Origin of the sequence: Mesorhizobium sp. M0016 (assembly GCF_040324035.1) — a bacterium.
Classification (GTDB): Bacteria; Pseudomonadota; Alphaproteobacteria; order Rhizobiales; family Rhizobiaceae; genus Mesorhizobium.
Genome location: NZ_JAMYVM010000014.1, coordinates 90,611 through 111,211, shown reverse-complemented (window position 1 = coordinate 111,211; position 20,601 = coordinate 90,611). Strand labels below are relative to the sequence as shown.

The 20,601-nt window shown below is 62.8% G+C and carries 17 protein-coding genes; 4 read left to right on the top strand and 13 right to left on the bottom strand.

Annotated elements, in window-relative coordinates; translation table 11 throughout:
* Nucleotides 1-433 precede the first annotated feature (433 nt).
* From NKJ88_RS20455 to NKJ88_RS20445, 3 genes are all read left to right on the top strand, one after another.
* A complete protein-coding gene (locus tag NKJ88_RS20455; protein WP_023668816.1) occupies nt 434-1,111 on the top strand; it encodes a sugar transferase in 678 nt (225 codons plus the stop codon).
* Nucleotides 1,112-1,329: 218 nt separating this feature from the next.
* Nucleotides 1,330-2,553: a polysaccharide biosynthesis/export family protein gene (locus tag NKJ88_RS20450; RefSeq protein WP_032894632.1), complete on the top strand. Its 1,224-nt coding sequence runs from the start codon at nt 1,330-1,332 to the stop codon at nt 2,551-2,553.
* A gap of 177 nt (nt 2,554-2,730) precedes the next feature.
* On the top strand, nt 2,731-3,822 hold the full coding sequence (locus tag NKJ88_RS20445) for an acyltransferase family protein (RefSeq protein WP_023711268.1): 1,092 nt from the start codon (nt 2,731-2,733) through the stop codon (nt 3,820-3,822).
* A gap of 10 nt (nt 3,823-3,832) precedes the next feature.
* Here NKJ88_RS20445 and NKJ88_RS20440 read toward each other — a convergent pair whose 3' ends face one another.
* From NKJ88_RS20440 to NKJ88_RS20420, 5 genes are all read right to left on the bottom strand, one after another.
* Complete coding sequence (locus NKJ88_RS20440; protein ID WP_023689977.1) at nt 3,833-5,116, bottom strand: O-antigen ligase family protein; 1,284 nt, start codon at nt 5,114-5,116, stop codon at nt 3,833-3,835.
* Between the two features lie 275 nt (nt 5,117-5,391).
* Nucleotides 5,392-6,219, bottom strand: a complete 828-nt coding sequence (locus NKJ88_RS20435) for an SDR family NAD(P)-dependent oxidoreductase (protein WP_023684241.1) — start codon at nt 6,217-6,219, stop codon at nt 5,392-5,394.
* A 101-nt stretch (nt 6,220-6,320) separates the two neighbouring features.
* Entirely contained in the window at nt 6,321-6,806 is a 486-nt protein-coding gene (locus tag NKJ88_RS20430) for an acetone carboxylase subunit gamma (RefSeq protein ID WP_023668821.1), read from the bottom strand.
* Nucleotides 6,803-9,007, bottom strand: a complete 2,205-nt coding sequence (locus tag NKJ88_RS20425; RefSeq protein ID WP_023816357.1) for a hydantoinase B/oxoprolinase family protein — start codon at nt 9,005-9,007, stop codon at nt 6,803-6,805. The genes NKJ88_RS20430 and NKJ88_RS20425 overlap by 4 nt, the downstream gene beginning before the upstream one ends.
* 12 nt (nt 9,008-9,019) lie before the next feature.
* A complete protein-coding gene (locus NKJ88_RS20420; protein WP_023816358.1) occupies nt 9,020-11,179 on the bottom strand; it encodes a hydantoinase/oxoprolinase family protein in 2,160 nt (719 codons plus the stop codon).
* 110 nt (nt 11,180-11,289) lie between these two features.
* On the opposite strand from NKJ88_RS20420, the gene NKJ88_RS20415 reads away from it, so the two are divergent.
* Nucleotides 11,290-12,069 carry a helix-turn-helix transcriptional regulator gene (locus tag NKJ88_RS20415; protein WP_023684245.1) on the top strand — a complete coding sequence of 260 codons (780 nt, stop codon included), beginning with the start codon at nt 11,290-11,292 and terminating at the stop codon, nt 12,067-12,069.
* A gap of 18 nt (nt 12,070-12,087) precedes the next feature.
* On the opposite strand, the gene NKJ88_RS20410 is transcribed toward NKJ88_RS20415, so the two are convergent.
* From NKJ88_RS20410 to NKJ88_RS20375, 8 genes are all read right to left on the bottom strand, one after another.
* Nucleotides 12,088-12,669 carry a DUF1349 domain-containing protein gene (locus NKJ88_RS20410; RefSeq protein WP_023816359.1) on the bottom strand — a complete coding sequence of 194 codons (582 nt, stop codon included), beginning with the start codon at nt 12,667-12,669 and terminating at the stop codon, nt 12,088-12,090.
* A 15-nt stretch (nt 12,670-12,684) separates the two neighbouring features.
* Nucleotides 12,685-14,124 carry an aldehyde dehydrogenase family protein gene (locus tag NKJ88_RS20405; protein ID WP_352445197.1) on the bottom strand — a complete coding sequence of 480 codons (1,440 nt, stop codon included), beginning with the start codon at nt 14,122-14,124 and terminating at the stop codon, nt 12,685-12,687.
* Nucleotides 14,125-14,289: 165 nt separating this feature from the next.
* Nucleotides 14,290-14,775 carry a hypothetical protein gene (locus NKJ88_RS20400; protein ID WP_023684247.1) on the bottom strand — a complete coding sequence of 162 codons (486 nt, stop codon included), beginning with the start codon at nt 14,773-14,775 and terminating at the stop codon, nt 14,290-14,292.
* A gap of 100 nt (nt 14,776-14,875) precedes the next feature.
* Nucleotides 14,876-15,757 (bottom strand): ABC transporter permease, encoded by an 882-nt coding sequence (locus NKJ88_RS20395; RefSeq protein ID WP_023707792.1) that lies wholly within the window; start codon nt 15,755-15,757, stop codon nt 14,876-14,878.
* Complete coding sequence (locus NKJ88_RS20390) at nt 15,754-16,713, bottom strand: ABC transporter permease (RefSeq protein WP_352445196.1); 960 nt, start codon at nt 16,711-16,713, stop codon at nt 15,754-15,756. Before NKJ88_RS20390 ends, NKJ88_RS20395 begins: the two co-directional genes overlap by 4 nt.
* Before the next feature lie 31 nt (nt 16,714-16,744).
* Nucleotides 16,745-18,388: an ABC transporter substrate-binding protein gene (locus tag NKJ88_RS20385; RefSeq protein ID WP_352445194.1), complete on the bottom strand. Its 1,644-nt coding sequence runs from the start codon at nt 18,386-18,388 to the stop codon at nt 16,745-16,747.
* A 35-nt stretch (nt 18,389-18,423) separates the two neighbouring features.
* A complete protein-coding gene (locus NKJ88_RS20380) occupies nt 18,424-19,200 on the bottom strand; it encodes a DUF427 domain-containing protein (RefSeq protein ID WP_352445193.1) in 777 nt (258 codons plus the stop codon).
* A gap of 15 nt (nt 19,201-19,215) precedes the next feature.
* Nucleotides 19,216-20,574, bottom strand: a complete 1,359-nt coding sequence (locus NKJ88_RS20375; RefSeq protein ID WP_352445191.1) for an LLM class flavin-dependent oxidoreductase — start codon at nt 20,572-20,574, stop codon at nt 19,216-19,218.
* Nucleotides 20,575-20,601 lie beyond the last annotated feature (27 nt).

The following is a 20,601-nucleotide window of genomic DNA, read 5'->3' as shown; positions in this document are numbered from 1 at the left end:
AACTGACGGCAAGGGCAACCTGCAATAATTTTCGGCTTGGCGGCGGCTTGGACTCCGCCATGCTGCGATGCACACGCAGGGGTGGTGACCTAACTCGTCATGCGCTTTATACTACAGTAGAATCTACAACGTTGATTAGTATTTTACTTGATTAATTTAGCAAAGCCAGTGATTCGAAAATCAGTTAAAGCCGTTCCCTCTGCGGCAAAGGACGATTTGCCCAAAACCCGCCGAAAAAATGCATTACATTTCCTACGGTTGCTAATTATTCGTCACAAACCCGCCATAAAGGGCAAAATTTGGGCAAGGAGGGTTTATTATTTAGTCAATTCCTGACGTGACTATTTCAGCCATATGGGAAATTGTGTGTTGCGCTGCAGCATTTTTTTGGTATCGTGGCATAAACCATCCGTTCAACGTATGGAGCTTTTGCATGAGGGACGTTGCCAAGTCGGCCAATGCGGCATTTTCGCATGTCGGCGTAGATTTTCCGCCACCCATCGGCGGGCTGCTGAAGCGCAGTTTCGATATTTTCGGTTCACTTGTCGGCCTGGTGGCGCTTAGCCCGCTGTTCCTGATGGTGGCCCTTCTGGTCAAGCTTTCCGACGGCGGCTCGATCTTCTACGGCCACAAGCGCATCGGACGCGGTGGGCGGATTTTCCCCTGCCTCAAGTTCCGCACCATGGTCGAAGACGGCGAACGTGTGCTGGCCGCCTATCTCGCGGCCAATCCGGAAGCCAACGCCGAATGGATCGCGACCCGCAAGCTGAAGAACGATCCGCGCGTCACCCGCGTCGGCGCCGTTCTGCGCAAGCTCAGCCTCGACGAGCTGCCGCAGATCATCAACATCCTGCAGGGCGACATGAGCCTTGTCGGGCCTCGCCCGGTGGTGCGCGACGAGCTTGAGATCTACGGCAGCGCCGCGGTCTATTATTTGAAGTCGCGGCCGGGCCTGACCGGGCTCTGGCAGGTCAGCGGACGCAACGATGTCTCCTATGACAGTCGCGTCGCGTTCGACCGTCACTATGTCGAGAACTGGTCGCTGTTCGAAGACGTTCGCATCATCCTCAAGACCGTGCCTGCGGTGTGGATGTCGCGCGGTTCCTACTGACCGACCGCAACTGGTCAGCAATCGGGCCGGTACGGCCCGAAGCCAATCCGGTCCAAAGCTATTCGGCGATGGGCCGGTCTCGCATTGCAGCCATAGTATTCTGCCAGGTTCCGAAGGAGGCACTCGGCAGCAGGCCTATCGGGCGGATGGGGCCAAAACGGATCGGAAACGTTCAGTTGAAAACAGACATATCAGCGTATTTTCGCCTTGCCGGCCCGATGCGGCCGGCACGGCTCGTCGCCACGTGCCTCGCTCTGTCGCTCGCGGTTCCGGCCATGGCCGACGAGTACCGGCTCGGCTCGCAGGACAAGCTCAACATCCGCGTCGCCGAGTGGCAGACGGTGGAAGGCACGTTCCGTGACTGGTCGGCGGTAAACGGCGAATATTCGGTCGGTCCAGCCGGCAATTTGTCGGTGCCGTTCGTCGGCGAACTGCCGGCCGCCGGCAAGACCACGTCGGAGGTTGCGACCGCGATCAGCGTCGCCCTGCAGCGCAAGCTTGCCTTGTCGGACAAGCCGGAAGCCTCGGTGGAAATGGTGCAGTTCCGGCCGTTCTACATCTCGGGCGAGATCCAGACGCCTGGCCAGTTTCCCTATGTGCCGGAGCTGACCGTGCTCAAGGCGATCAGCATCGCCGGCGGCATCCGGCGCAACGCCGATTTCGGCACCCAGCTCGGCAAGGATCTGATCACCGCCAAGGGCAATTTCGACATTTATGACGACCAGCGCGTGCGGTTGATCGTCAAGCGTGCCCGCATCGATGCCGATCTCGCCGGCAAGGAGAGTTTCGAGGCGCCTAAGGAAGTCGAGGGCGACCCGCGCCTGGCGACAATCGTCGCCGACGAAATGCAGATCCTGATCTCCGACCAGAAAGCGTTGAAGCTGAAGCTGCAGGCGCTTGACGATCTGAAAGGGGTCCTGCAGTCCGAAATCGAGGCGCTGCAGAAAAAGATCGTCAACCAGCAAAAGCAGGTCGACCTGGCGCAGCAGCAGGCGGACAGTATCGGTCCGCTGGCGCAAAAGGGCTTGGTCGCCAACGCACGCCTGCTTTCCTCGCAACAGTCGGTCACCGATCTGCAGGGCAAGATCCTGGACTATGAGACGGCGATCCTCACCGCCAAGCAGTCGGTCAGCAAGGCGACGCAGGATGCCATCGATGCCCAGAACACGTTGAACTCGAGACTTGCCGCCGACCGGCAGCAGGTCGAAGCAGACCTCAACGAAGCCGCACTCAGGGTCAACATGCAACAGGGCCTGATGGCCCAGGCATCGGACCCGGCCACGACCGCCGCCATCACAAACCACAATGAAGAGCCGGCGCTCATCTATTCGCTGGTGCGCGTGACGGACGGCAAGACCAGCGAGATCGACGCCAAGGAAGATACGCCGGTGCTGCCGGGCGACGTCATCAAGGTGAAGCTGGCGCCGACGGCCAGCCAGTAACCTGTTTGTTTGGAGCAATTCCGGACGGAAAACCGTTTCCCACTTTTCCCGGAATTGCTCTAGCGCTCGGGCTCGCTCGGCGAGGCCCGCGCGATGGAGGCGGGAGGAACCAGTTCGGCTCGTTCGCGCCAGGGTGCGGGCGGGAACTTCCGTTTTTCGACCGCTTGAAGGCATTCCATGCAGCCCGCCGCACCGCGCCACGTCTACCTCAATCTCGATGCCATCCGCGGCGTCGCGGCGATCAGCGTCATGCTCTACCACTTCTCGCCGTTCCTGGCCGCCGGCAAGGTGCTGCCGTCGAGCTATTTGGCCGTCGACCTGTTCTTCCTGCTCAGCGGCTTCGTCATCGCGCATGCCTATGACCGCAAGATCGAAAACGGCATGGGCGTCGGCACCTTCGTGGCGATCCGCCTGATACGCCTCTACCCGCTCTACCTCGCCGGCACGCTGCTCGGTTTCTTCTATCTCGTCGTCAAGAACCGGCTGATTCCGGCGGAATACATGCCGATCTCCGAGATCGGCACCATGCTGACGACCGGCATGTTCTTCATCCCGCTGGTCAGCGATGCCTATCACACGATCTTTCCGCTCAACCCCGCGTCGTGGTCGCTGTTCTTCGAGCTGATCGTCAACATAGCCTATGTCGCCGTCTTCTTCCTGCTGACGAAACGCGTGCTGAGCACGCTCATCGCCGTCAGTCTGGTGTTGCTGGTGGTCGTCTCTATCATTGCCGGCACCCTCGACTTCGGCATGACCGGATCGACTATCATCAGCGGCCTGCCACGCGTCTGTTTCTCGTTCTTCCTGGGCGTGCTGCTTTGCCGGTCCATGACACGCTATCAAAGCGGGCTCGGCTTTCTGCGGCGCGGCTGGTGGATAGAGGCCGCGATCGCACTGACGCTCGTTGTCTTTGCCATCGCGCCGGTCGGCGGCGCGCGCGTCGCCTACGATCTCGCCTGCGTCGTCTTTGTTTTCCCGGCGCTGGTGGTGGTCGGCACTATTGCGCCGACGGCGCCGCGCCTGTCAGGCCTCTATGGCTGGCTGGGGCGGATTTCCTACCCAATCTACATCATCCACACGCCGCTGCTGATGATCATCGCCGGGGCGGGCAAGGCCGCAGCGATCGACCCGTTCGCGCATCATCCCTGGTTCGGCATCGTCATGGCGGTTTCCGTCATCGTCATCGCCGACATCGCCACGCGCCTCTATGACGAGCCGTTGCGCCGCTTCCTGCAGCGGCTGATGCTGCGCAAGCGCGCCGTCGCCTGAGATAAGCAAGTCAGACGCGCGCCGGCATGCGGCCGTTGGCGGTGTTCTCGTCCGGCACCGGAACATAGGCCCGCCTTGCCCTGGCGAGCGGCACCGGGCGCAGCTTGAACAGGCCGTAATAGACGATGAACGAGGCCATGAAATAGGGGCCGAGGATCTCGACCTCGAAGAAGGAGCGGATCAGCATCATGCCGACCGCGCCGGCGAGCACCACTGAATCGGCGCTCCAGTCACCGAACACCACCTTCGAAACATGGCCCCAGAAGGAGCGCAGGATGATCAGCGCCAGCATCGTCACGCCGATGAAGCCGAGCTCGACCAGCGTCTCGATATAGGTGTTGTGGAAATGGAAGCCGGTGCGGGTGGAGATGTAGAACTCGGCCCAGAGCCGTTCCGGATCGGCAAAACCCTGGATCCAGTAGGCGGCATAGCCATAACCGAGCACCGGACGCTGCTGCGCGGCGGCCCAGCCCTGTTCCCAGAGATAGGTGCGGCCGGTCAGCGTCGAATCCTTGCCGAAGATGCCGAGCACGACATCGAGCAGGCCAAGGTTCAGCGCAGCCATCACACCGCCGACCAGCGCGGTAGCGCCGACGACGAACAGCACGCGGCGGTAGCGGCGTGACAGAACCTTGCTCATCGCAAGCAAGGCAACGACACCGATCACCGCCGGAAGCGAAGCGACCGACGTCGCCGAGTGGGCGATCGCCAGCATATAGACCGACAGCAGGATGATCGGCGCGGTCCAGACGAAGCTCATCCAGTTGCGCCGGTAGAAGGCCAGAAAAGCGAAGCAGAAGAAGATGCCGAGCGAGGCGAAGAAGCCGATCTGGTTCTTGGAGCCGAAGGCGCCGACGAAATTGGTGGTGCCGTCGATAGTGTCGAGCGCATAGGCGCCAACCTTCAGCGAATACAGCAGCACGATGAAGATGCCGATCAGCGAGCCCAGCACCAGCGTGCGCGTGCTGATGGTGCGCGCCGCGATGTAGGCGCACAGCATGTGGGAGAAATATTGCAGCCCCGCCCGCGCGCTGGTGCCGGCCGCTTGCGACCAGAACAGCGACAGGCAGACATAGGCCGCAAACAGCAGCGGCAGCCAGGCGCTGGAGAGATCGCGGGCGAAACGCCGGTAATCGACGAACAGCAGCGGCAGCCATACCAGATAGTAGGCGAGGATCAGGATCTGGCCGAAATTGGTGGAGTAGGCGAAGGCAAAGACCGACACCGCAACGGCGAAGGCGGCATAGGCCTTGTTGTTGTCCGGATCGATCAGAATGGATTTCGGGATCTTCATATCCGTACCGGATTTCTCATGCTGCCGCCTTTCGGCTGGGCTGAAGCGCCCATGGTCGGCTTTTCTGCGTCATGCGCGATCGCCGGAACCTGCCCTTGCCGGACCCCGATCAGCGGGCATCCATTGTGCAGTGCACAATATAACCTCTATCGCCTGTCACTCAATGGTAAATTTGCCGCGAGGGGTAAAGTTGCCGCAGGCAGGGCCAAAACGACCATGCAACCGACAAATGGCGTTAATGCGGCTCGCTCGTTCGAAAATTCAAACTGTGGCCGCTACCACAGCGCTCCGCCGGTGATCTGGATGTTTTCCATGGTGATGCCCTTGGCCAGATCCGAGCACAGGAACACGGCTAGAGCCGCGATTTCCTGCGGCTGCAGCATGCGCTGCTGGGGATTGCCCTTGGCGATCTCGGCCATCGCTTCCTCGGCGGTTCTGCCCTTGCCCTCACGCTCGACGACCTGCGCCACGTTGCGGCGCATCAGTTCGGTCTCGACCCAGGTCGGGCTGATCATGACGCAAGTGACACCGTGCGCGGCGCCTTCCAGCGCTACACAGCGGGTAAGGCCGAGCAGCCCGGCCTTCGAGGCGCAGTAGGCCGGGTTGTCCTTCCAGCCGACGGAAGCCGCCGTCGAGCCGATGTTGACGATACGGCCCCAGCCGCGCTCGATCATGCCGGGCAGCACAGCTCGGGTGACGCGGAACGCTCCGCTGAGATTGGTGTCGACGATCTTGTCCCACAGCGCGTCGGAATGGCCGCAGACCGGCTGTTCGGCGGTGGTGCCCGCGGCATTGACCAGTATGTCGGCCGGGCCGATGGCGGCCTGCGCGTCGGCTGCAAACCGGTTGGTCACCTCGCTGTCGCGGACATCGAGATGGGCGGCACAAACCCTGGTGCCGTGTGCCGACAGGGCCAACCGCACGCGCTCGAGTTCATCGGCGCCGGGATAGTAGGCGGCGTCGGATCTGTCGGCGCCGGCGGGCGCGATGTAGGAGCCGACGGCGACATTGGCGCCGGCTTGCGCCAGGGCCGTAGCAATGGCGAAACCCATGCCGGAAAACCCGCCGGTGACGATGGCGCTGCGGCCGGAAAGGTCTGTCATGGTGGGCAGTCTCCGATGCGACGTACGATGCGTTTATTCATAGTCCGTCGCCGGCTAGGAGCGCTACCTTGCCGGCAACGCGGCCGTAACATCGAGTTTCGCTAAAGCGGTTTGCCCAGCCACTCGCGGTAGAAGCCTTCGAGATCTGGCTCGAAATCATGGACGATCGGGTAGCCCGGCGCCGCCGCTTCCACTTCGTGCATGGTGCCGCATTGTGGACAGATGAATTCGCGAATTTCCATCCATTGCGGATCGGGGATATCGCTGTTGGGATAGATCTCGCGCAGCGCTTCCTCGGTGTTTCGCACGTTGATCGCAGCCTTGAGCTTCCAGTTCTTGCGGTAGTCGCCGAAGGAGTGGCCGCATTCGCAGCGGGTGATCCGTTCATCGCCGCTTTGGCAGATGAAGAGGTGATCCGAGACCGGCAGCAGGATCGGGTCCTTCCATGCGACACGGTCCTGATAGACGGCGAGCATCTTGAAGAAGCGGTCGTCGTCCTTGTAGGCGCTCATGATGCGCTTTGTCTGCGGCCAGGGCAGCTTGCCGGCTGAGAGATCGCCGAGGACTTCCTTGCTGTATGAGGTCATGCCTTTGCTCCCGGCATGAAGATCGATCTGGCGTCGACGGTCCAGAAATCACTGAAATCCCTGGTGAAGCGCGACGATAGCTTGATCGCGCTGGCATACATTTTCTTCACCTCGGGCGCGAAGTCGGCCTTCTCGACACGGCCGCGTTCGGCAGCGATCCAGTCCGAAACCGGGATCGCCTTGGCCAGACGCTCTCTGCGCATGGCGGCACGACGTTCGACGGTGGCGTCGATATCGGCAACCGGATAACCCTCGGCGTCGTCCTTCAGCACGATGCCGAAAATCTGGATCGCCGCCTGGCGGGTGAGAAAACCGTTCTCGACATCCCAGGCGGTCTTGACCGGATCGCGCTCCAGCACGTCGCCGTAGCCGCCGCCACCATTGTAGGAATGGCTGAAGATGTCCCCCGACTTGTGCGGCGAGGTGATGTAGGGGCCTTCGACCACGGCATGGTCGCCGCCGATGTTCTTCTCGTAGTCGGAGACATGCGGATCGATACCTGGGGCATGCGCGAGCGGTTCGCCTTTTGCCGCCAGTTCGTGGATGTTGGAGTTGCGCACCGCGCGATGCTTCTGGCAGGTCGGCGCGGGATAACCGCCGCACATGCCGCCATTGTCGAATACCCGCGAGGAGTGTTCCGAAGTGTGCAGTCGCAGGTGCGAGGTCTTGTTGATCAGCCAGGTCGAGACGAAGGAACAGCCGCCGCGATATTTGCCGGCGCCGCCCGAATTGGGGACGATCGAGCGGCCGATATAGACCATCGGCATCGATTGTTCCCAGACCTCGATGTTGCCCATGTCGGATTCCGGATTCCAGCCGACATAGGCGGTGTCGAGGCCATCGGCGATGGCCAGCGCGCCGGAGCCGGCGGCGGCGCATTCGAAATGCGCCATGCCGAACGGCGTACCGTACTGGCTTTCGCCGCCCATCTCGATCATCGGGCTGTTGACCTGGCCGACGAAGGCTTCCTCGACGAAGCCGCGCGCGACGAAGCCGCGCGACAAAAGGCGTTGGAACACGCCATAGGCCGGCAGCAGCAGCGCCCAGGATGTGGCGGTCGCCACCATCTCATTGTCGGGGTTGGTCCAGGTGCCGTGCGGCAGCTTCAGCTCGGTCGCCATCCAGGCGCCGTCATTGACCAGGCCTTCGAAGTTCATGTGCTGGGTCAAGGTGACGAACATGCCTCCATCCATGCCGGCCGGCGTGCAGTTCATCGAATGGTAGCCCCAGGGCTGCGTGCCCTCGAAGTCCATGGTGATCTTGCCGTCGGTGGTGATCTCCATCTCGATCGGGATGTTGTAGAGCCAGTCGGGATCGCCAAGCAGCTGGAAGCCGGGCTTGCCCGCCGTGACATGGCCGTAGAAGGTGTGGCCGCGATAGATGCCGGGCACGGTGAGCTGGCAGGTGCGGGCGAGCTGGGCGCGACGGCCCTCCTCGATGAACTCCTTCGACACCTTCATCCAGTAGTCGAGGCCGATCTCGGAGATCAGCTGCTTGACGCTTTCGCGCATGTCGATGCAGGAGGCGACCTTGGCCTTCTCGTCGAGCACCCAGTAGATCGGCATGCGCAGATTGCGCTCGCAGCGGATGACGTAGTCGCGGCGGATCTCGTCATTCTCGCCGATCTTTTCGGCGCAGACGAACAGGCCTTCGGTGAAGCGCTCCTGCGCCAGGCAGACGTCGCCGCCGGGCGTGATGCCGCCGGCTTCGAGCTCGTGGCAGACCGCACCGGCCCAGCCGACCAGCGTGCCTTCATGGAAGATCGGCACCACGTCCATGACGTCGGGCACCTGCACGGTGCCGATGAAGGCATCGTTGTTGGCGAAGATGTCGCCTTCGCGGATCTTCGGGTTTTCCTCGTAATTGTTCTTGATCATCCATTTGATGAAGCGGCTCATCGTGTGGACGTGGACCATGATGCCGTTGGACAGCGCGATCGCATCGCCCTCGGGCGTATAGATCGCCACCACCATTTCGCCGACTTCGCGCACGCCGGGCGAGGCCGAGATGCGGCGGGCCATTTCGCGGGCCGAGACGCAATAGGCGCGCAGCTTGGTGTGCAGCGTCTCGAATTTCAGCGGGTCCTGGTTGCGTAGCGTGAGCTCGGTGATGCCGTCATAGCAGCCGGTCTGTTCCATCAGCCGTTCTGAATCGAGCAGCCGTTCGCGAAGGCGCAGAGCCGAGGCAGGTTTGTCCAACATGGCGGTGCCCTTTCAAGAATGGGTGTAATGCAGCAGCGTCCACTCATCGACGTGGACACGGTCCTGCGGGTGAACAACGAGCGTGGTGGCGGGATGTTCGATGATGGCCGGACCGATCACCTCATGGCCGGGCTGCAGTAGGTCCATCTCGTAGAGATTGGCCTTGTGCCAGCGTCCCCCGATATAGGCCTCGCGCGCGCCCTTGTGCGCTGCTGCCGGGGCCGACTTGCCGAGCCGGCGCTTCAAGAGCACCGGCTTGACCTTGTCGGCGGTGGCGATCAATCCGAGCTCGGTGATGGTGAAGCCGGCTTCGCCATAGCGCGAAACGCGATGGTTGACCTTGGCGTAGACCGCCTCGAACTCGTCGATGACCCTACGCATGTCGTCAGCCGAATTGACCTCGGCAAGCGGTGCCATGACCTCGACATCCTCGAGCTGGCCGGTGTAGCGCATCATCAGGAACGGCACGGTCTTGATCTTGTCTCTGATATGGCCGTCGCTGATCATCTCGTCGACCGCCGCCTTGGTGAGATCATTCCAGACGTCGGTGACCTTCTTGCCGAAAGCGAGCAGCTCGTCATCGCTTGCGCGGGCGCCGATGTCGTGCTGCGTCGAGACCGAATGCCGACGCATGAAATCGGCGGTGGTGCAGCCGAAGGCCGAGAAGGCGGCGGCAAACTGGAAGGTGATGATGTCCTTGAAGCCGATGCCCCTGGAGCAGCCGGCAAGATGCAGCGGACCCGAGCCGCCATAGGACAGCAGCGTGAATTCCGAGGGATGGATGCCCTGGCCGGAGATGACCCGGCGCAGCGCGTTGTTGGCATCGTCTTCCAGCATGTCGATCATGCCTTCGGCAGCCTCCTCGACACCGACGCCAAGGATGCTGGAGCATTTTTCCTCAAACGCTTTGCGCGCCTTCTCGACCTGCAAGACGACCTTGCCGCCGAGGAAATAATACGGGTTGAGGCGGCCTAGTATGGCGTCGCAATCGGCGATGGTGGGTTCAGTGCCGCCCTTGGCGAAGCAGATGGGGCCGGGGTCGGAGCCGGCGCTTTCCGGCCCGAGCGAGACTTTCTTGGTCAGCGGGTCGACCTTGAGGATCATGCCGGCGCCGGCGCCGATCGTGTCGAGATGCAGCGTCGGCACGTTGAGCTTGAAACGGTCCATCAGCGGCTCGTTCTCGATCCGCGTCTGGCCGCGCGAGATGACGCCCATGTCGAAGGAGGTGCCGCCCATGTCCGAGCAGATCAGGGAGTCGTTGCCGATGAGCTTGCCGACATAGGCCGCGCCGAGAATACCGCCGATCGGGCCGGAAATCATGGTTTCGTGCAGGCGCGGATGGTTGATTGAGGTCAGGCCGCCAAAGGACAGCAGCGTCTGCACGCCGTATTTGAAGCCGTATTTTTTCGAAACGTCCTCGATACCCCTAAGCTGCTTGCGGCCGCGCGACGTCGCGTAGGCTTCGATCAGCACCGAGTTCAGCCGCGACTGTTCGCGGATGACCGGGCGGACCTCGTGGCTGGTGTAGATGAGGATGTCGGCGCCGGCTTTCAGCACCTCCTCGCGGCATATCTCGGCGATGCGCTTTTCGTGCACCGGATTGACGTGCGAGAAGATGGTCATGATGCAGATCGCCTCGACCTTGTCGGCAATCAGCTTCCTGGCCGCAATCGCGACTTCATGCTCGTAGAGCGGCAGCACGATGTCGCCGAACTGGTCGATGCGCTCGGTGACGCCATGGGTGCGACGACGCGGCACCAGCGGATCGGGATGATGGTGGGTCACCGCATGCAGCCGGTCGGCATAGGAATAGTCGGCCCAGGCCTGCAGGCCGCGACCCATCAGGATCATGTCTTCCAGACCCTTGGTGGTGATCAGGCCAAGCCGGCGCCCGGTGCGCGACAACAGTGTGTTGAGCATGCCGGTGCCGGAATAGAGCACGACGTTGACGCCGGAGAACAGCTGCTCCAGCGAGATGCCCCAGGCGTCGGCCGCGTCTTCGGCCGATGCGAGGAAGCCTTCGGCCTCGTTCTTCGGCGTGGTTGCCGACTTGCCGATCTTGAAGTGGCCGTCCTGGTCGACAAGGATCGTGTCGGTCATGGTGCCGCCGGCGTCGATGCCGATGACGATTGGATTGCCGACGATGGGGCTGGTGAGGTTGGGTTGGGTCACGGTCGCCTCAGGATTGCTGTAGGATGGCTCAAGCTAGATTCCTTGGGCGGCCTTGCGCCATATGCCAAAAGACACAATGTCCGCCGGACCGGGATCGCCGAGAAAAGGGCATGCGCATGGGCAATATCTGGGGGCCGCTCGCCAGGGCGATTGCCGCCACCGGTACGGACAGGCATGTCGACTGCCTGATTGACCTGATCGGCGCCGACATCGAGCACGATCTCGTCACCGTGACCCGATATTCGGCGACGCAGACGCCGGAATTCATCAAGCACCGGCGCTTCTCCGACGAGATGGTCCGGCGCTATCTCGACAATTACTACGTCTTCGACCCGTTCTATGCTTCGTGGCGGCGTGAGCAGAGGCTGGGCATCCTGCCGCTGAAGCGGCTTGCCGATGACGAGGCCAAGCGCGGCCAATACATAGCCGGCTTCCTGGCGCAGTCGGAAATCTGCGATGAGGTCGGCATCATGCTGGCCGATGGCGGCGACTGGTGCCTCGGCATCTTCCTCGACCGCTCGACCTCCACCTTCAAGGAGAGCGAGATCGCCCTGCTGGACGAGCGGCTGCCGGTGTTCGAGGCCTTGCATGCGCTCGACATCAAGGCGCGCGGCACCGAGTTCTCCCGCACATCGGCGCCGACCGGCCCCGGCGCCTCGCCCCGGCAGGAGCCGACCATCCCGGCGAGCCTGTGGCCGGAGCTGTCGCTGCGCGAGCGGGAATTGGTGCAGTTGATCCTGGCGGGACATCCGACCGCCAACATCGCGGAACGGCTCGGCATCGCCGTCGGCACGGTGAAGAACCACCGCCGCCGCATCTACGAGAAGCTCGACATAACCACCGAACGGGAGCTGTTTTTGCAGTTCTTCCAGCATCGGGCAGACGGTTAGTCCGCCATCGATATTGCGTCAGTCGTGCAGTTGCCTGGAAATCGGCGGGCCGACAGTAAAGCCGGAGAATGTTACCTCAAACCCTTCGCGCTGCGGCGAGCAGCACATCATGCCGACATCGACGGATTTGGAGATCGGGAAATAAGCCAGCCGCACCGGCTTCCACTTGCCATCGGTGGTATCAAGATATTGGATGCGGATCGCCTCGGCATGGCGGGTCAGCCGGATGCGCACGCCGTCGGGGCCGGTGGGAATGCTGAGCAGCGACCAGTCCGAGGTGTCGTTGGTGACCACCACCGAAATGTAAGCCAGCCCGTCGGTGTATTCGATGCCGGCCTTGATCCAGTGCGTTTCACTCAGCCGCAGCATCAGCCCGGCCTGGTCGTAGAGCACCTTGTAGTCGCCCTTGACCGTGACTTCGGCGCTGAAGTCACCCTCGACCGGCCGATACAGGAAATGGCCATTGTCACGCCAGAAACCGTAGAAGGTTTCGCGCCAGAAGTCGGTTTCCCCGGCGGTGCGCATATGCACGATGCCATCGCCGAAGGCATGGTGCGGCGGCGGGTTGAGCCAGGTCAGGTCCTCTTTCGCCGCTGCCATCGGGTCACCCGTCGATCAGCCGGCGAATGTATAGGCTGTCTTCACCGTGGTGTAGAACTCCGCGGCATAGCGGCCCTGCTCGCGCGGGCCGTAGCTCGATCCCTTTCGGCCACCGAACGGGACGTGGAAATCGACGCCGGCGGTCGGCAGATTGACCATCACCATGCCGGCCTCGGAATTGCGCCGGAAATGCGTGGCATGCTTGAGGCTAGAGGTGCATATCCCGGAGGTCAGGCCGAATGGCGTGTCGTTGGCAACCGCAAGCGCCTCGTCATAGTCCTTGACGCGAATGACGTTGGCTACCGGGCCGAAGATTTCTTCCCGCGAAATGCGCATGGCGTTGGTGCTCTCGGTGAACAGCGCCGGCCGGAGGTAGAAGCCGGGCGTTTCGCGATCGAGCCGCTCGCCGCCGAAGGCAAGGTTGGCGCCTTCCTGGCTGCCGATAGCGATGTAATCCTCGTCCTGCTTCAGCTGGCTCGCATCGACGACGGGCCCGATCTGGGTCTTGGCATCGAGCGCATCGCCGATGATGAGTTTTTCCAGACGCTCCTTGAGCGCGGCAACGAAGCGGTCGTGAATACCTTCGGTCACCACCAGGCGCGACGAGGCCGTGCAGCGCTGGCCGGTCGAGAAATAGGCGCCGTTGATGGCGCACTCGACCGCCGTGGCGAGGTCGGCGTCGTCGAGCACGACCATCGGATTCTTGCCGCCCATTTCGAGCTGGAACTTGCGCATGTGCTCGACGCTTGCCGCGGCCACGCGTTTGCCGGTGCCGACCGAGCCGGTGAAGGTGATGGCGTTGAGGTCGGGGCTGTCGAGCATGGCCTGGCCGACCACCGAGCCCTTGCCCATGACCAAATTGAGCACGCCTTTCGGCAGGCCGGCGCGGTGCAAGATGTCGACGATGGTCCAGGCGCTCTCCGGCACCAATTCGGCCGGCTTGAAGACGATGGTGTTGCCGTGGGCGAGCGCCGGCGCGATCTTCCAGGTGGGAATGGCGACGGGGAAATTCCACGGTGTGATGATGCCGACGACACCGACAGCTTCGCGGGTGATCTCGACGCCGACGCCCGGGCGCACGCTGGGCACCAATTCACCCGACAGGCGCAGCGTCTCGCCGGCGAAGAAGTCGAAGATCTGGGCGGCGCGGATGGTCTCGCCAATCCCCTCGGCCAGCGTCTTGCCCTCTTCGCGCGACAGCGCGCGGCCGATCTCGTCCTTGCGCGCCATGATCTCGTCCGAGGCCTTTTTCAGCACGGCGTGGCGCACCAGCGGCGCCGAGCGCGACCAGGCCGGGAAGGCGGCTTTGGCCGCCGCTATGGCCTGCTTTGCCTGTTCGGCGCCGGCCGAGGCATATTCGCCAACGACATCGCCCGTGTTCGAGGGATTGATGTTGCGCGAGCCGGCCTCGCCCACCCACTCGCCATCGATCAGATTTTTACGAAACAGGCTCATGTCGCGGTTTCCTTGTATTGGTTCGCTGGCGGTGCCGTATGCCTGAATTATTTATCAGACAAATGACGACACTGTGAGGGCTGAAATCTAGCTGCGGACTGGATAGCCGATGGCGCGCGGCTATGAAAGCCGCGACCTCAAGATGGACAATATGAAGCGGCCCTGTCAGGTCGGAAAAGTCCAGAACAGGCAAGCCAGCGTCGCCGCGGCGAAGATGACGAAGAACAAGCTCCTGAGCAGGATGTTGCGGCGCAGCCCGTTCATGGTGAAATGGCTGCCAACGATGGCCGCGGCGAACAGGAAACGCCAGTTCAGGAGCGCCCACAGCACGCTGCTCTGGCCGAAAGCCCAGCGGGCGACGAGACAGCCGACAATTGTGGCGAACAGGGCAATCACCGCCCAGAACAGCGCATCCGCAGCATGGGTCAAGACGATGCCGGCGGCGCGGATCGGCAGGATCATCATCAGCATGGCGCCGAAAAAATAGACGGCGGCGAGTGGCAGGAACGACCCGGCATCGGCGATGCCGTCCAGCCGCCTCACCCCGATCGCGCCATAGGGATAGCCGTGCCTGGCGACCGCCAGGCTGAGCGCCATGAGCAATGCGGTGAGCACCGCGACCAATGCGAATGTAATGAGGGCCTTGCTCATGCCGTTCCTTGCTTTGAGGCCCTGTCAGAGCCGAATCACGAGGAACGATTTTAGCGCACGGTCCGCGATTGCGCGTCAGCTTTGCTGAGCGTTCCGCTCTTCACCGGTCGCTGTTTTCGAAGGCCCCCATGCCTTGCGCGATCAGATTGGTTGCCATGACAAGCGAAACGATGGCTGCGGAGTTGAAGATCACCACCCACCATTTGCCGCCGGTCAGGAAGCCGTAGCCGTCGGCGACCGCCAGTCCCCAATCGGCTGAGGGAGGCTGGATGCCGAGGCCGAGGAAGCTCAGCGTGGCGATCGAAAAGAAGGCGTAGCCAAGCCTCGTGACCAGCTCGATGAGGATGGTTTCCCTGACATTAGGCAGGATCTCGAGGAACATGATGGAAAGAGCGCTCTCGCCGCCGAGACGAGCGGCGCTGACATAGTCGCGTTCGCGCTGCTCGCGCACGGCGGCACGCACCGTCCGTGCCACCAGCGGCGCATAGGCGATGCCGATCACAAGGATGACGGTGAGGTTCGATGGCCCAAGCGCGACCAGCGCCATGGTGACGAGGACGATGAAGGGAAAGGCCATCAGCGTGTCGAGCAGCCTGGCGCCGATAGCGTCGATCAGCCCGTCGAAATAGCCGAGCACGAGGCCAAGCACGCTGCCGGCGGCAACGCCGAGCAGTGTTGCTGCCGGCGCGACCAGCAGGATGTCACGCGAGCCGACGACGATGCGCGACAGCACGTCGCGGCCAAGTTGGTCGGTGCCGAACCAGTGCGCGGCATCAGGCGGCGCCAGCATGACCAGGAAATCCTCGGCATAGGGATCGTAGGGCACAAACAGGCTGCCTAACACGGCGCAGCCGACCCAGAACAGCAGGATCAGCGATCCAACGATCACCGAGGGCGGCAGCTGCGAAACAGTCTCGCGGATGCGACTTGCTGCCCGCCAGCCCAGCGTACGGCGCTCCGGCAATTCCATCAGTTCCATCATGGCGACACACGGCGGCGCTGCCGCGGATCGAGCAAGGCATTCACGAGATCGCCTGCCGCGGCCGACAGCACGAAGATGGTCGCCATGACCAGCACGCCGGCTTCGAGCATCGGGAAGTCACGCGACTTGGCGGCGTTGAGGACAAGGTTGCCGAGACCCTGTATGCCGAACAGCGCTTCGATCACCACCAGCCCGCCAAGCATGTAACCGGTCTGCGTCGCCAGCACGGCGATGGTCGGCGTCAGCGCATTACGCAGCACGTGCCGGATGAGGATTTCGCGACGCTCGAGGCCTTTCAGGACGGCGGTGCGCGTATAGTCGGCGGCCAGCGCCTCGATCACACCGGCCCGCGTCATGCGGGTGATGTAGCCGGCAAGGTTCAGCACCAGCGGCAGCGCCGGCAGGATCAGATAATAGCCACTGACCCACAGCCCGGCGCCATCGGGAGCAGCGCCGGTGATCGGGAACCAGTTCAGCCACAGGCCGAAGACGATGAGCAACAGCAGGCCGGAGACGAAGTCCGGGACGATGCCGAATGACACGCCGGCGAGTACGATCAGGCGGTCGATAAAGCGGCCCTGGTTGAGACCGGCGACGATGCCGGCGCCGATGCCCAGCGGCAGCAGAAAGACGAGGATAATTCCGGCAAGGGCCGCCGAGCGCTTGAAGCTTTCCAGAACGAAGGGCGCCACCGGCAAACGCAGCGACAGGGAGGTGCCGAAGTCGCCTGACAGCACGCTGCTGAACCAGTGCCAGTATTGCATGAGCACCGGCTGGTCGGCGCCCAGCTGCTTGTTCAGCGCAGCCACAGCCTCGGCATCGGCGAACGGCCCGAGCATGAGGCGGCCGACATCGCCGGGCAGGACCTGCCCGGCGAAGAACACCAGCATACTGACCAACCACAGCGTGAGCAGAAGCGAGGCTGCCCGCACCGACACAGTGCGGCCGGTCAGCATCGGATTGTGGTGCCCGGAGTGGCTGGACGTCTCATGCCTGGGCGAACGTCACGCGATCGAGCAGCAGATGCGAGATTGCCGTGAAGCGGACGCCCTCGACCTTGGACGAGACGATGCGGCTGTATTGCGAGAAGTAGCTGATGATCAGCGGCGTCTCGTCCAGCAGCAAGGTCTGGATGTTGCCCGCGGCAAGGCGTTGCGCCTGAAGGTCGCGGGCCTTGCCATATTCGAGCAGCAGCCCGTCATAGGCCGGGTTGTTGAAATGCGCGGCGTTCCAGGCGCCCGAGCTCTTCAGCGTGGCATTGAGGAAGATGTCGGGCGTGCCGCGATGTCCGAAATCGGTAATGCCGAGATTGGAATCGAGCCATGGCGACGAGCCGAACTTCGCCGAGCCATAATAGGCGTCCTGCGGCAGCACGTTGAGCTTGATGTCGATGCCGGCCTTCTTGGCAAAATTCTGGATCAGCACGGCATAATCGGGAATGTCATAGGCGCGCTCGGTGGTCAGCGTCACCGGGAAGCCGTTCGGCACGCCGGCTTCGCCAAGCAGGCGCTTGGCCTCGGCGATGTCCTGCTTGCGCTGCGGCACCGACGGATCGGCCGAGGGGAAGATCGGCGCGAACGGGGTGTCGTTGCCGACGATGGCGCGGCCCTTGAGCAAGCCCTTGACCACCGCCTCGCGGTCGATGGTGAGCGCCAAGGCGCGGCGAATGCGCTTGTCGGTGAACGGCGCCTGGTCGGTCCGCAGATGCACCTCGTCATGCGAACTTGCCTGCACGCTGAGCAGCTTGAAGTTGGGATTGCCCTCGATCGCCAATTCCAGCCGGGTCGTGCTCGGGATGACGTCGAGCTGGCCGGCCTGCAGCGCCAGCACCTGCGCCTGCTCGTCGTCGAAGAACTTGATTTCGACGCGGTCGGGCAGCGCCTTGTCGCCCCAATAGTCAGGGTTGCGCACGAAGCTGGCGCCCTGCTTGGGGCGGAAGGATTCGAGCTTGAACGGGCCGGTGCCGTTGAAATTCTTCTCGAAATCGCCGGCATAGTCGGCCGGCAGGATGACGGCATTGTAGACGTCGGACGAGACATAGAAGGGGAAGTTGCTGTTGGGCCCGTCGAGATCGAAGGCGACTGTCTGGTCGTCGACGACCTTGGCGCCGCCCTTGGACAGGATGCCCTTATAGGCCGACAAAGCGGACGAACCGCTGGCCGGATCGACCAGCCGCTCGAAGCTCGCCACCACATCCTTGGCGGTGACGGTGCGGCCGTCGTGGAATTTTACGCCCGGCCGCAATTTGAAGGTCCAGCGGCTGGCGGTCTCGTCGGCCTCCCACGACAGAGCGAGCTTGGGCTGCAGACCGTCCTTGGGATCGTCGAGGATGAGATATTCGCCGACCTGGCTGATGACGCCGATGCTGGCCGGATCGGTGATGGAGACGGGATCGATCGCCTTGGTCGGCTGTCCGAGCCCAACGCGGACCGTGCCGCCGGCGCCGGCAGCGCGCGCCGTGCCGAAACCAGCAAGTCCCTGCGAGGCGGCAAAGCCGGTGAGGCCGATCAAGGCTGCGTATTTCAGCAGATCGCGGCGCTTGAGGAAGCCGGCCTGGTGCTCATCGACGGCGACGTTCCAGATGTCGCCGGACAGATTGCGAAGCGTATCGATGTCGTTGCGTTTGGTCATTTTGAAACCCCTGTCTGAAATGACTGTTGAATGGCTTAAGCGACTGGTTCGCCGTCGAGATGGATGCGGTCGACGGCTTGCGGGTAAAAGGCGATGAGGCCCCTGATCTTGGGCATTTCGGCAATGGGATCGCGGTAGCTCCAGGCGACATCGGGGCTTACCGAGCCGTCGGCGCGCCGGCCCGACCAGTAGGAGGCGATGCCCTTGTAGGGACAGCGCGTCGTGCTGTCCGAAGCGGTCAGCCGGTCGAGCCTGACATCGTCCGGGTGCAGGTAGAAACGCGTCGGTAGATGCGTTTCGAACAGCAGCACCGGGCGATGGCTGTCGGCGATCAGTTCGCCGTCGAACCAGATCTGGACGTGACTTGAACTCTGCAGCACATCGATGCGTGCGTATGGATCGCGGGCGTGGACGAAGACCTCTTCTTCCTCCTCGAACCATTGGTCGACCGCCTTCCAGGTGAAGGCGATACGCCCGGCCAGCGGCGACAGATTTTCATCCGGCGGCGCGACAAGCGACCAGGCCGCGTTGGGCGAAGCTTTTTCTCCCGTCTCCAGGTTCCAATAGGTGGTTTCGCCACCGACGGGATGGCGCTGGCGATGCTCGGACGGCTTCAAGAGCGAGCGGTCTACCGAGGAGGCCGGGAAGAAATAGATCGGCAGAAAATGGTTGGAGCGCAGCACCAGGACGTTGCGGCTGTCGGCGATGGTGCGGCCGGCGAATTTGACCCGAATGCGCTTAGGGCTGTGCAGAACATTGATGAGCTGCGGAGCCGTGGCTTCGCGGGGCTGAAGTTTTGGCGCTCCGGTCATATCAGTTGCCCCAAGTCAGGATACGGCGCGCACATTGTCGCGCTGTTCGGCGAAGCGGTTGGCCGGCCGAGCCAGGCCGAAACGATCACGCAGCGTCCCCGGCGCATATTCGGTGGGGAATACGCCGCGGCGCTGCAGTTCCGGCACGACCTGCTCGGCAAAATTCACCCAATCCTCCGGGAGCAGCGGGAACATCAGGTTGAAGCCGTCGGCGGCACCTGCCTCGAACCAGTCCTGCAGCTGATCGGCGATCTGGTTCGGTGTTCCGCCGCCGGTCGGCACCGAACCGCTGTTGGCGAGCTTGCGAGCGATCTCGCGCAGAGTGAGGTTCTGCTTCGACCATTCCTTGACGCGATTGAGCGAGGTGCGGCCGCCATTGAAGGTGCTCTCGTCCGGCAGCGGCGGCAGCGGGCCGTCCGGCGGATATACGGAGAGATCGACGCCGCTCCAGCTCGAGAGAAGGTCGATGCCGACCCTATCGGGAAGCAAGCTCTGCAGATACTCCTGCCGCTCGCGTCCCTCCGCTTCGGAAGCTGCGACGATCGGCAGGATGCCCGGCAGGATCTTGAAGCTCTCGGGCTTGCGGCCGTAACGGGCGAGGCGCTCGTTGATGTCCTGCCTATATTTGATGCCGTCTTCCTTGGTGCTGTAGATGGCAAAGTGCGCATCGGCGTGCGCGGTAGCGAAATTCTTGCCGTCTTCGGACGAGCCGGCCTGGACGATCAGCGGATGGCCCTGCGGCGGGCGCGAGACATTGAGCGGTCCGCGCACCTTGAAGTGCGGGCCCTTGTGGTTGATCGCATGGACCTTGTCGGGATCGGCGAAATAGCCCGATGCCTTGTCGATAAGCAGGGCTTCGTCTTCCCAGCTGTCCCACAGCGCCTTGACGATATCGAGGAATTCGGTGGCGCGCTCATAGCGAAAGGCGTGCTCGATATTGCCGTCGCGGCCGAAATTGCGGGCCTCCTCGTCCATGGCCGACGTCACCACATTCCAAGACGCCCTGCCCTTGCTGATATGGTCGAGCGAGGCAAACATGCGGGCGACATTGTAGGGCTCGCTGTAGGAGCTCGAGGCGGTCGTGATGAGGCCGATATGCCTGGTCACGCCGGCAAGCGCCGACAACAGCGTCAGCGGTTCCAGGCGGGCATTGGCGTAATGGGCGACGCCGCTCTGTACGGAATCCCAGATCGCGACATGGTCGGCGACGAAGATCGTATCGATCCTGGCGCGCTCGGCAGACTGGACGAGATCGCGGTAGAAGTCGAAGTCGAGCACTTCGCGGCCGGGCGCGCGCGGATGGCGCCATGACATACGATGATCGCCCTGCGGGTTGAAGAAAAACGCGCTGAGGATCATGTGGTCGCGTGCCATGCCGGTCTCCTTGCAGAACTGCTCCAA

What these genes read in the sequence shown, in the direction of transcription:
- NKJ88_RS20455 (WP_023668816.1), top strand. Translation starts at nt 434, where the DNA reads ATGAGGGACGTTGCCAAGTCGGCCAATGCGGCATTTTCGCATGTCGGC.
- NKJ88_RS20450 (WP_032894632.1), top strand. Translation starts at nt 1,330, where the DNA reads ATGCGGCCGGCACGGCTCGTCGCCACGTGCCTCGCTCTGTCGCTCGCG.
- NKJ88_RS20445 (WP_023711268.1), top strand. Translation starts at nt 2,731, where the DNA reads ATGCAGCCCGCCGCACCGCGCCACGTCTACCTCAATCTCGATGCCATC.
- NKJ88_RS20440 (WP_023689977.1), bottom strand. Translation starts at nt 5,116, where the DNA reads ATGAAGATCCCGAAATCCATTCTGATCGATCCGGACAACAACAAGGCC.
- NKJ88_RS20435 (WP_023684241.1), bottom strand. Translation starts at nt 6,219, where the DNA reads ATGACAGACCTTTCCGGCCGCAGCGCCATCGTCACCGGCGGGTTTTCC.
- NKJ88_RS20430 (WP_023668821.1), bottom strand. Translation starts at nt 6,806, where the DNA reads ATGACCTCATACAGCAAGGAAGTCCTCGGCGATCTCTCAGCCGGCAAG.
- NKJ88_RS20425 (WP_023816357.1), bottom strand. Translation starts at nt 9,007, where the DNA reads ATGTTGGACAAACCTGCCTCGGCTCTGCGCCTTCGCGAACGGCTGCTC.
- NKJ88_RS20415 (WP_023684245.1), top strand. Translation starts at nt 11,290, where the DNA reads ATGCGCATGGGCAATATCTGGGGGCCGCTCGCCAGGGCGATTGCCGCC.
- NKJ88_RS20410 (WP_023816359.1), bottom strand. Translation starts at nt 12,669, where the DNA reads ATGGCAGCGGCGAAAGAGGACCTGACCTGGCTCAACCCGCCGCCGCAC.
- NKJ88_RS20405 (WP_352445197.1), bottom strand. Translation starts at nt 14,124, where the DNA reads ATGAGCCTGTTTCGTAAAAATCTGATCGATGGCGAGTGGGTGGGCGAG.
- NKJ88_RS20400 (WP_023684247.1), bottom strand. Translation starts at nt 14,775, where the DNA reads ATGAGCAAGGCCCTCATTACATTCGCATTGGTCGCGGTGCTCACCGCA.
- NKJ88_RS20395 (WP_023707792.1), bottom strand. Translation starts at nt 15,757, where the DNA reads ATGATGGAACTGATGGAATTGCCGGAGCGCCGTACGCTGGGCTGGCGG.
- NKJ88_RS20390 (WP_352445196.1), bottom strand. Translation starts at nt 16,713, where the DNA reads ATGCTGACCGGCCGCACTGTGTCGGTGCGGGCAGCCTCGCTTCTGCTC.
- NKJ88_RS20385 (WP_352445194.1), bottom strand. Translation starts at nt 18,388, where the DNA reads ATGACCAAACGCAACGACATCGATACGCTTCGCAATCTGTCCGGCGAC.
- NKJ88_RS20380 (WP_352445193.1), bottom strand. Translation starts at nt 19,200, where the DNA reads ATGACCGGAGCGCCAAAACTTCAGCCCCGCGAAGCCACGGCTCCGCAG.
- NKJ88_RS20375 (WP_352445191.1), bottom strand. Translation starts at nt 20,574, where the DNA reads ATGGCACGCGACCACATGATCCTCAGCGCGTTTTTCTTCAACCCGCAG.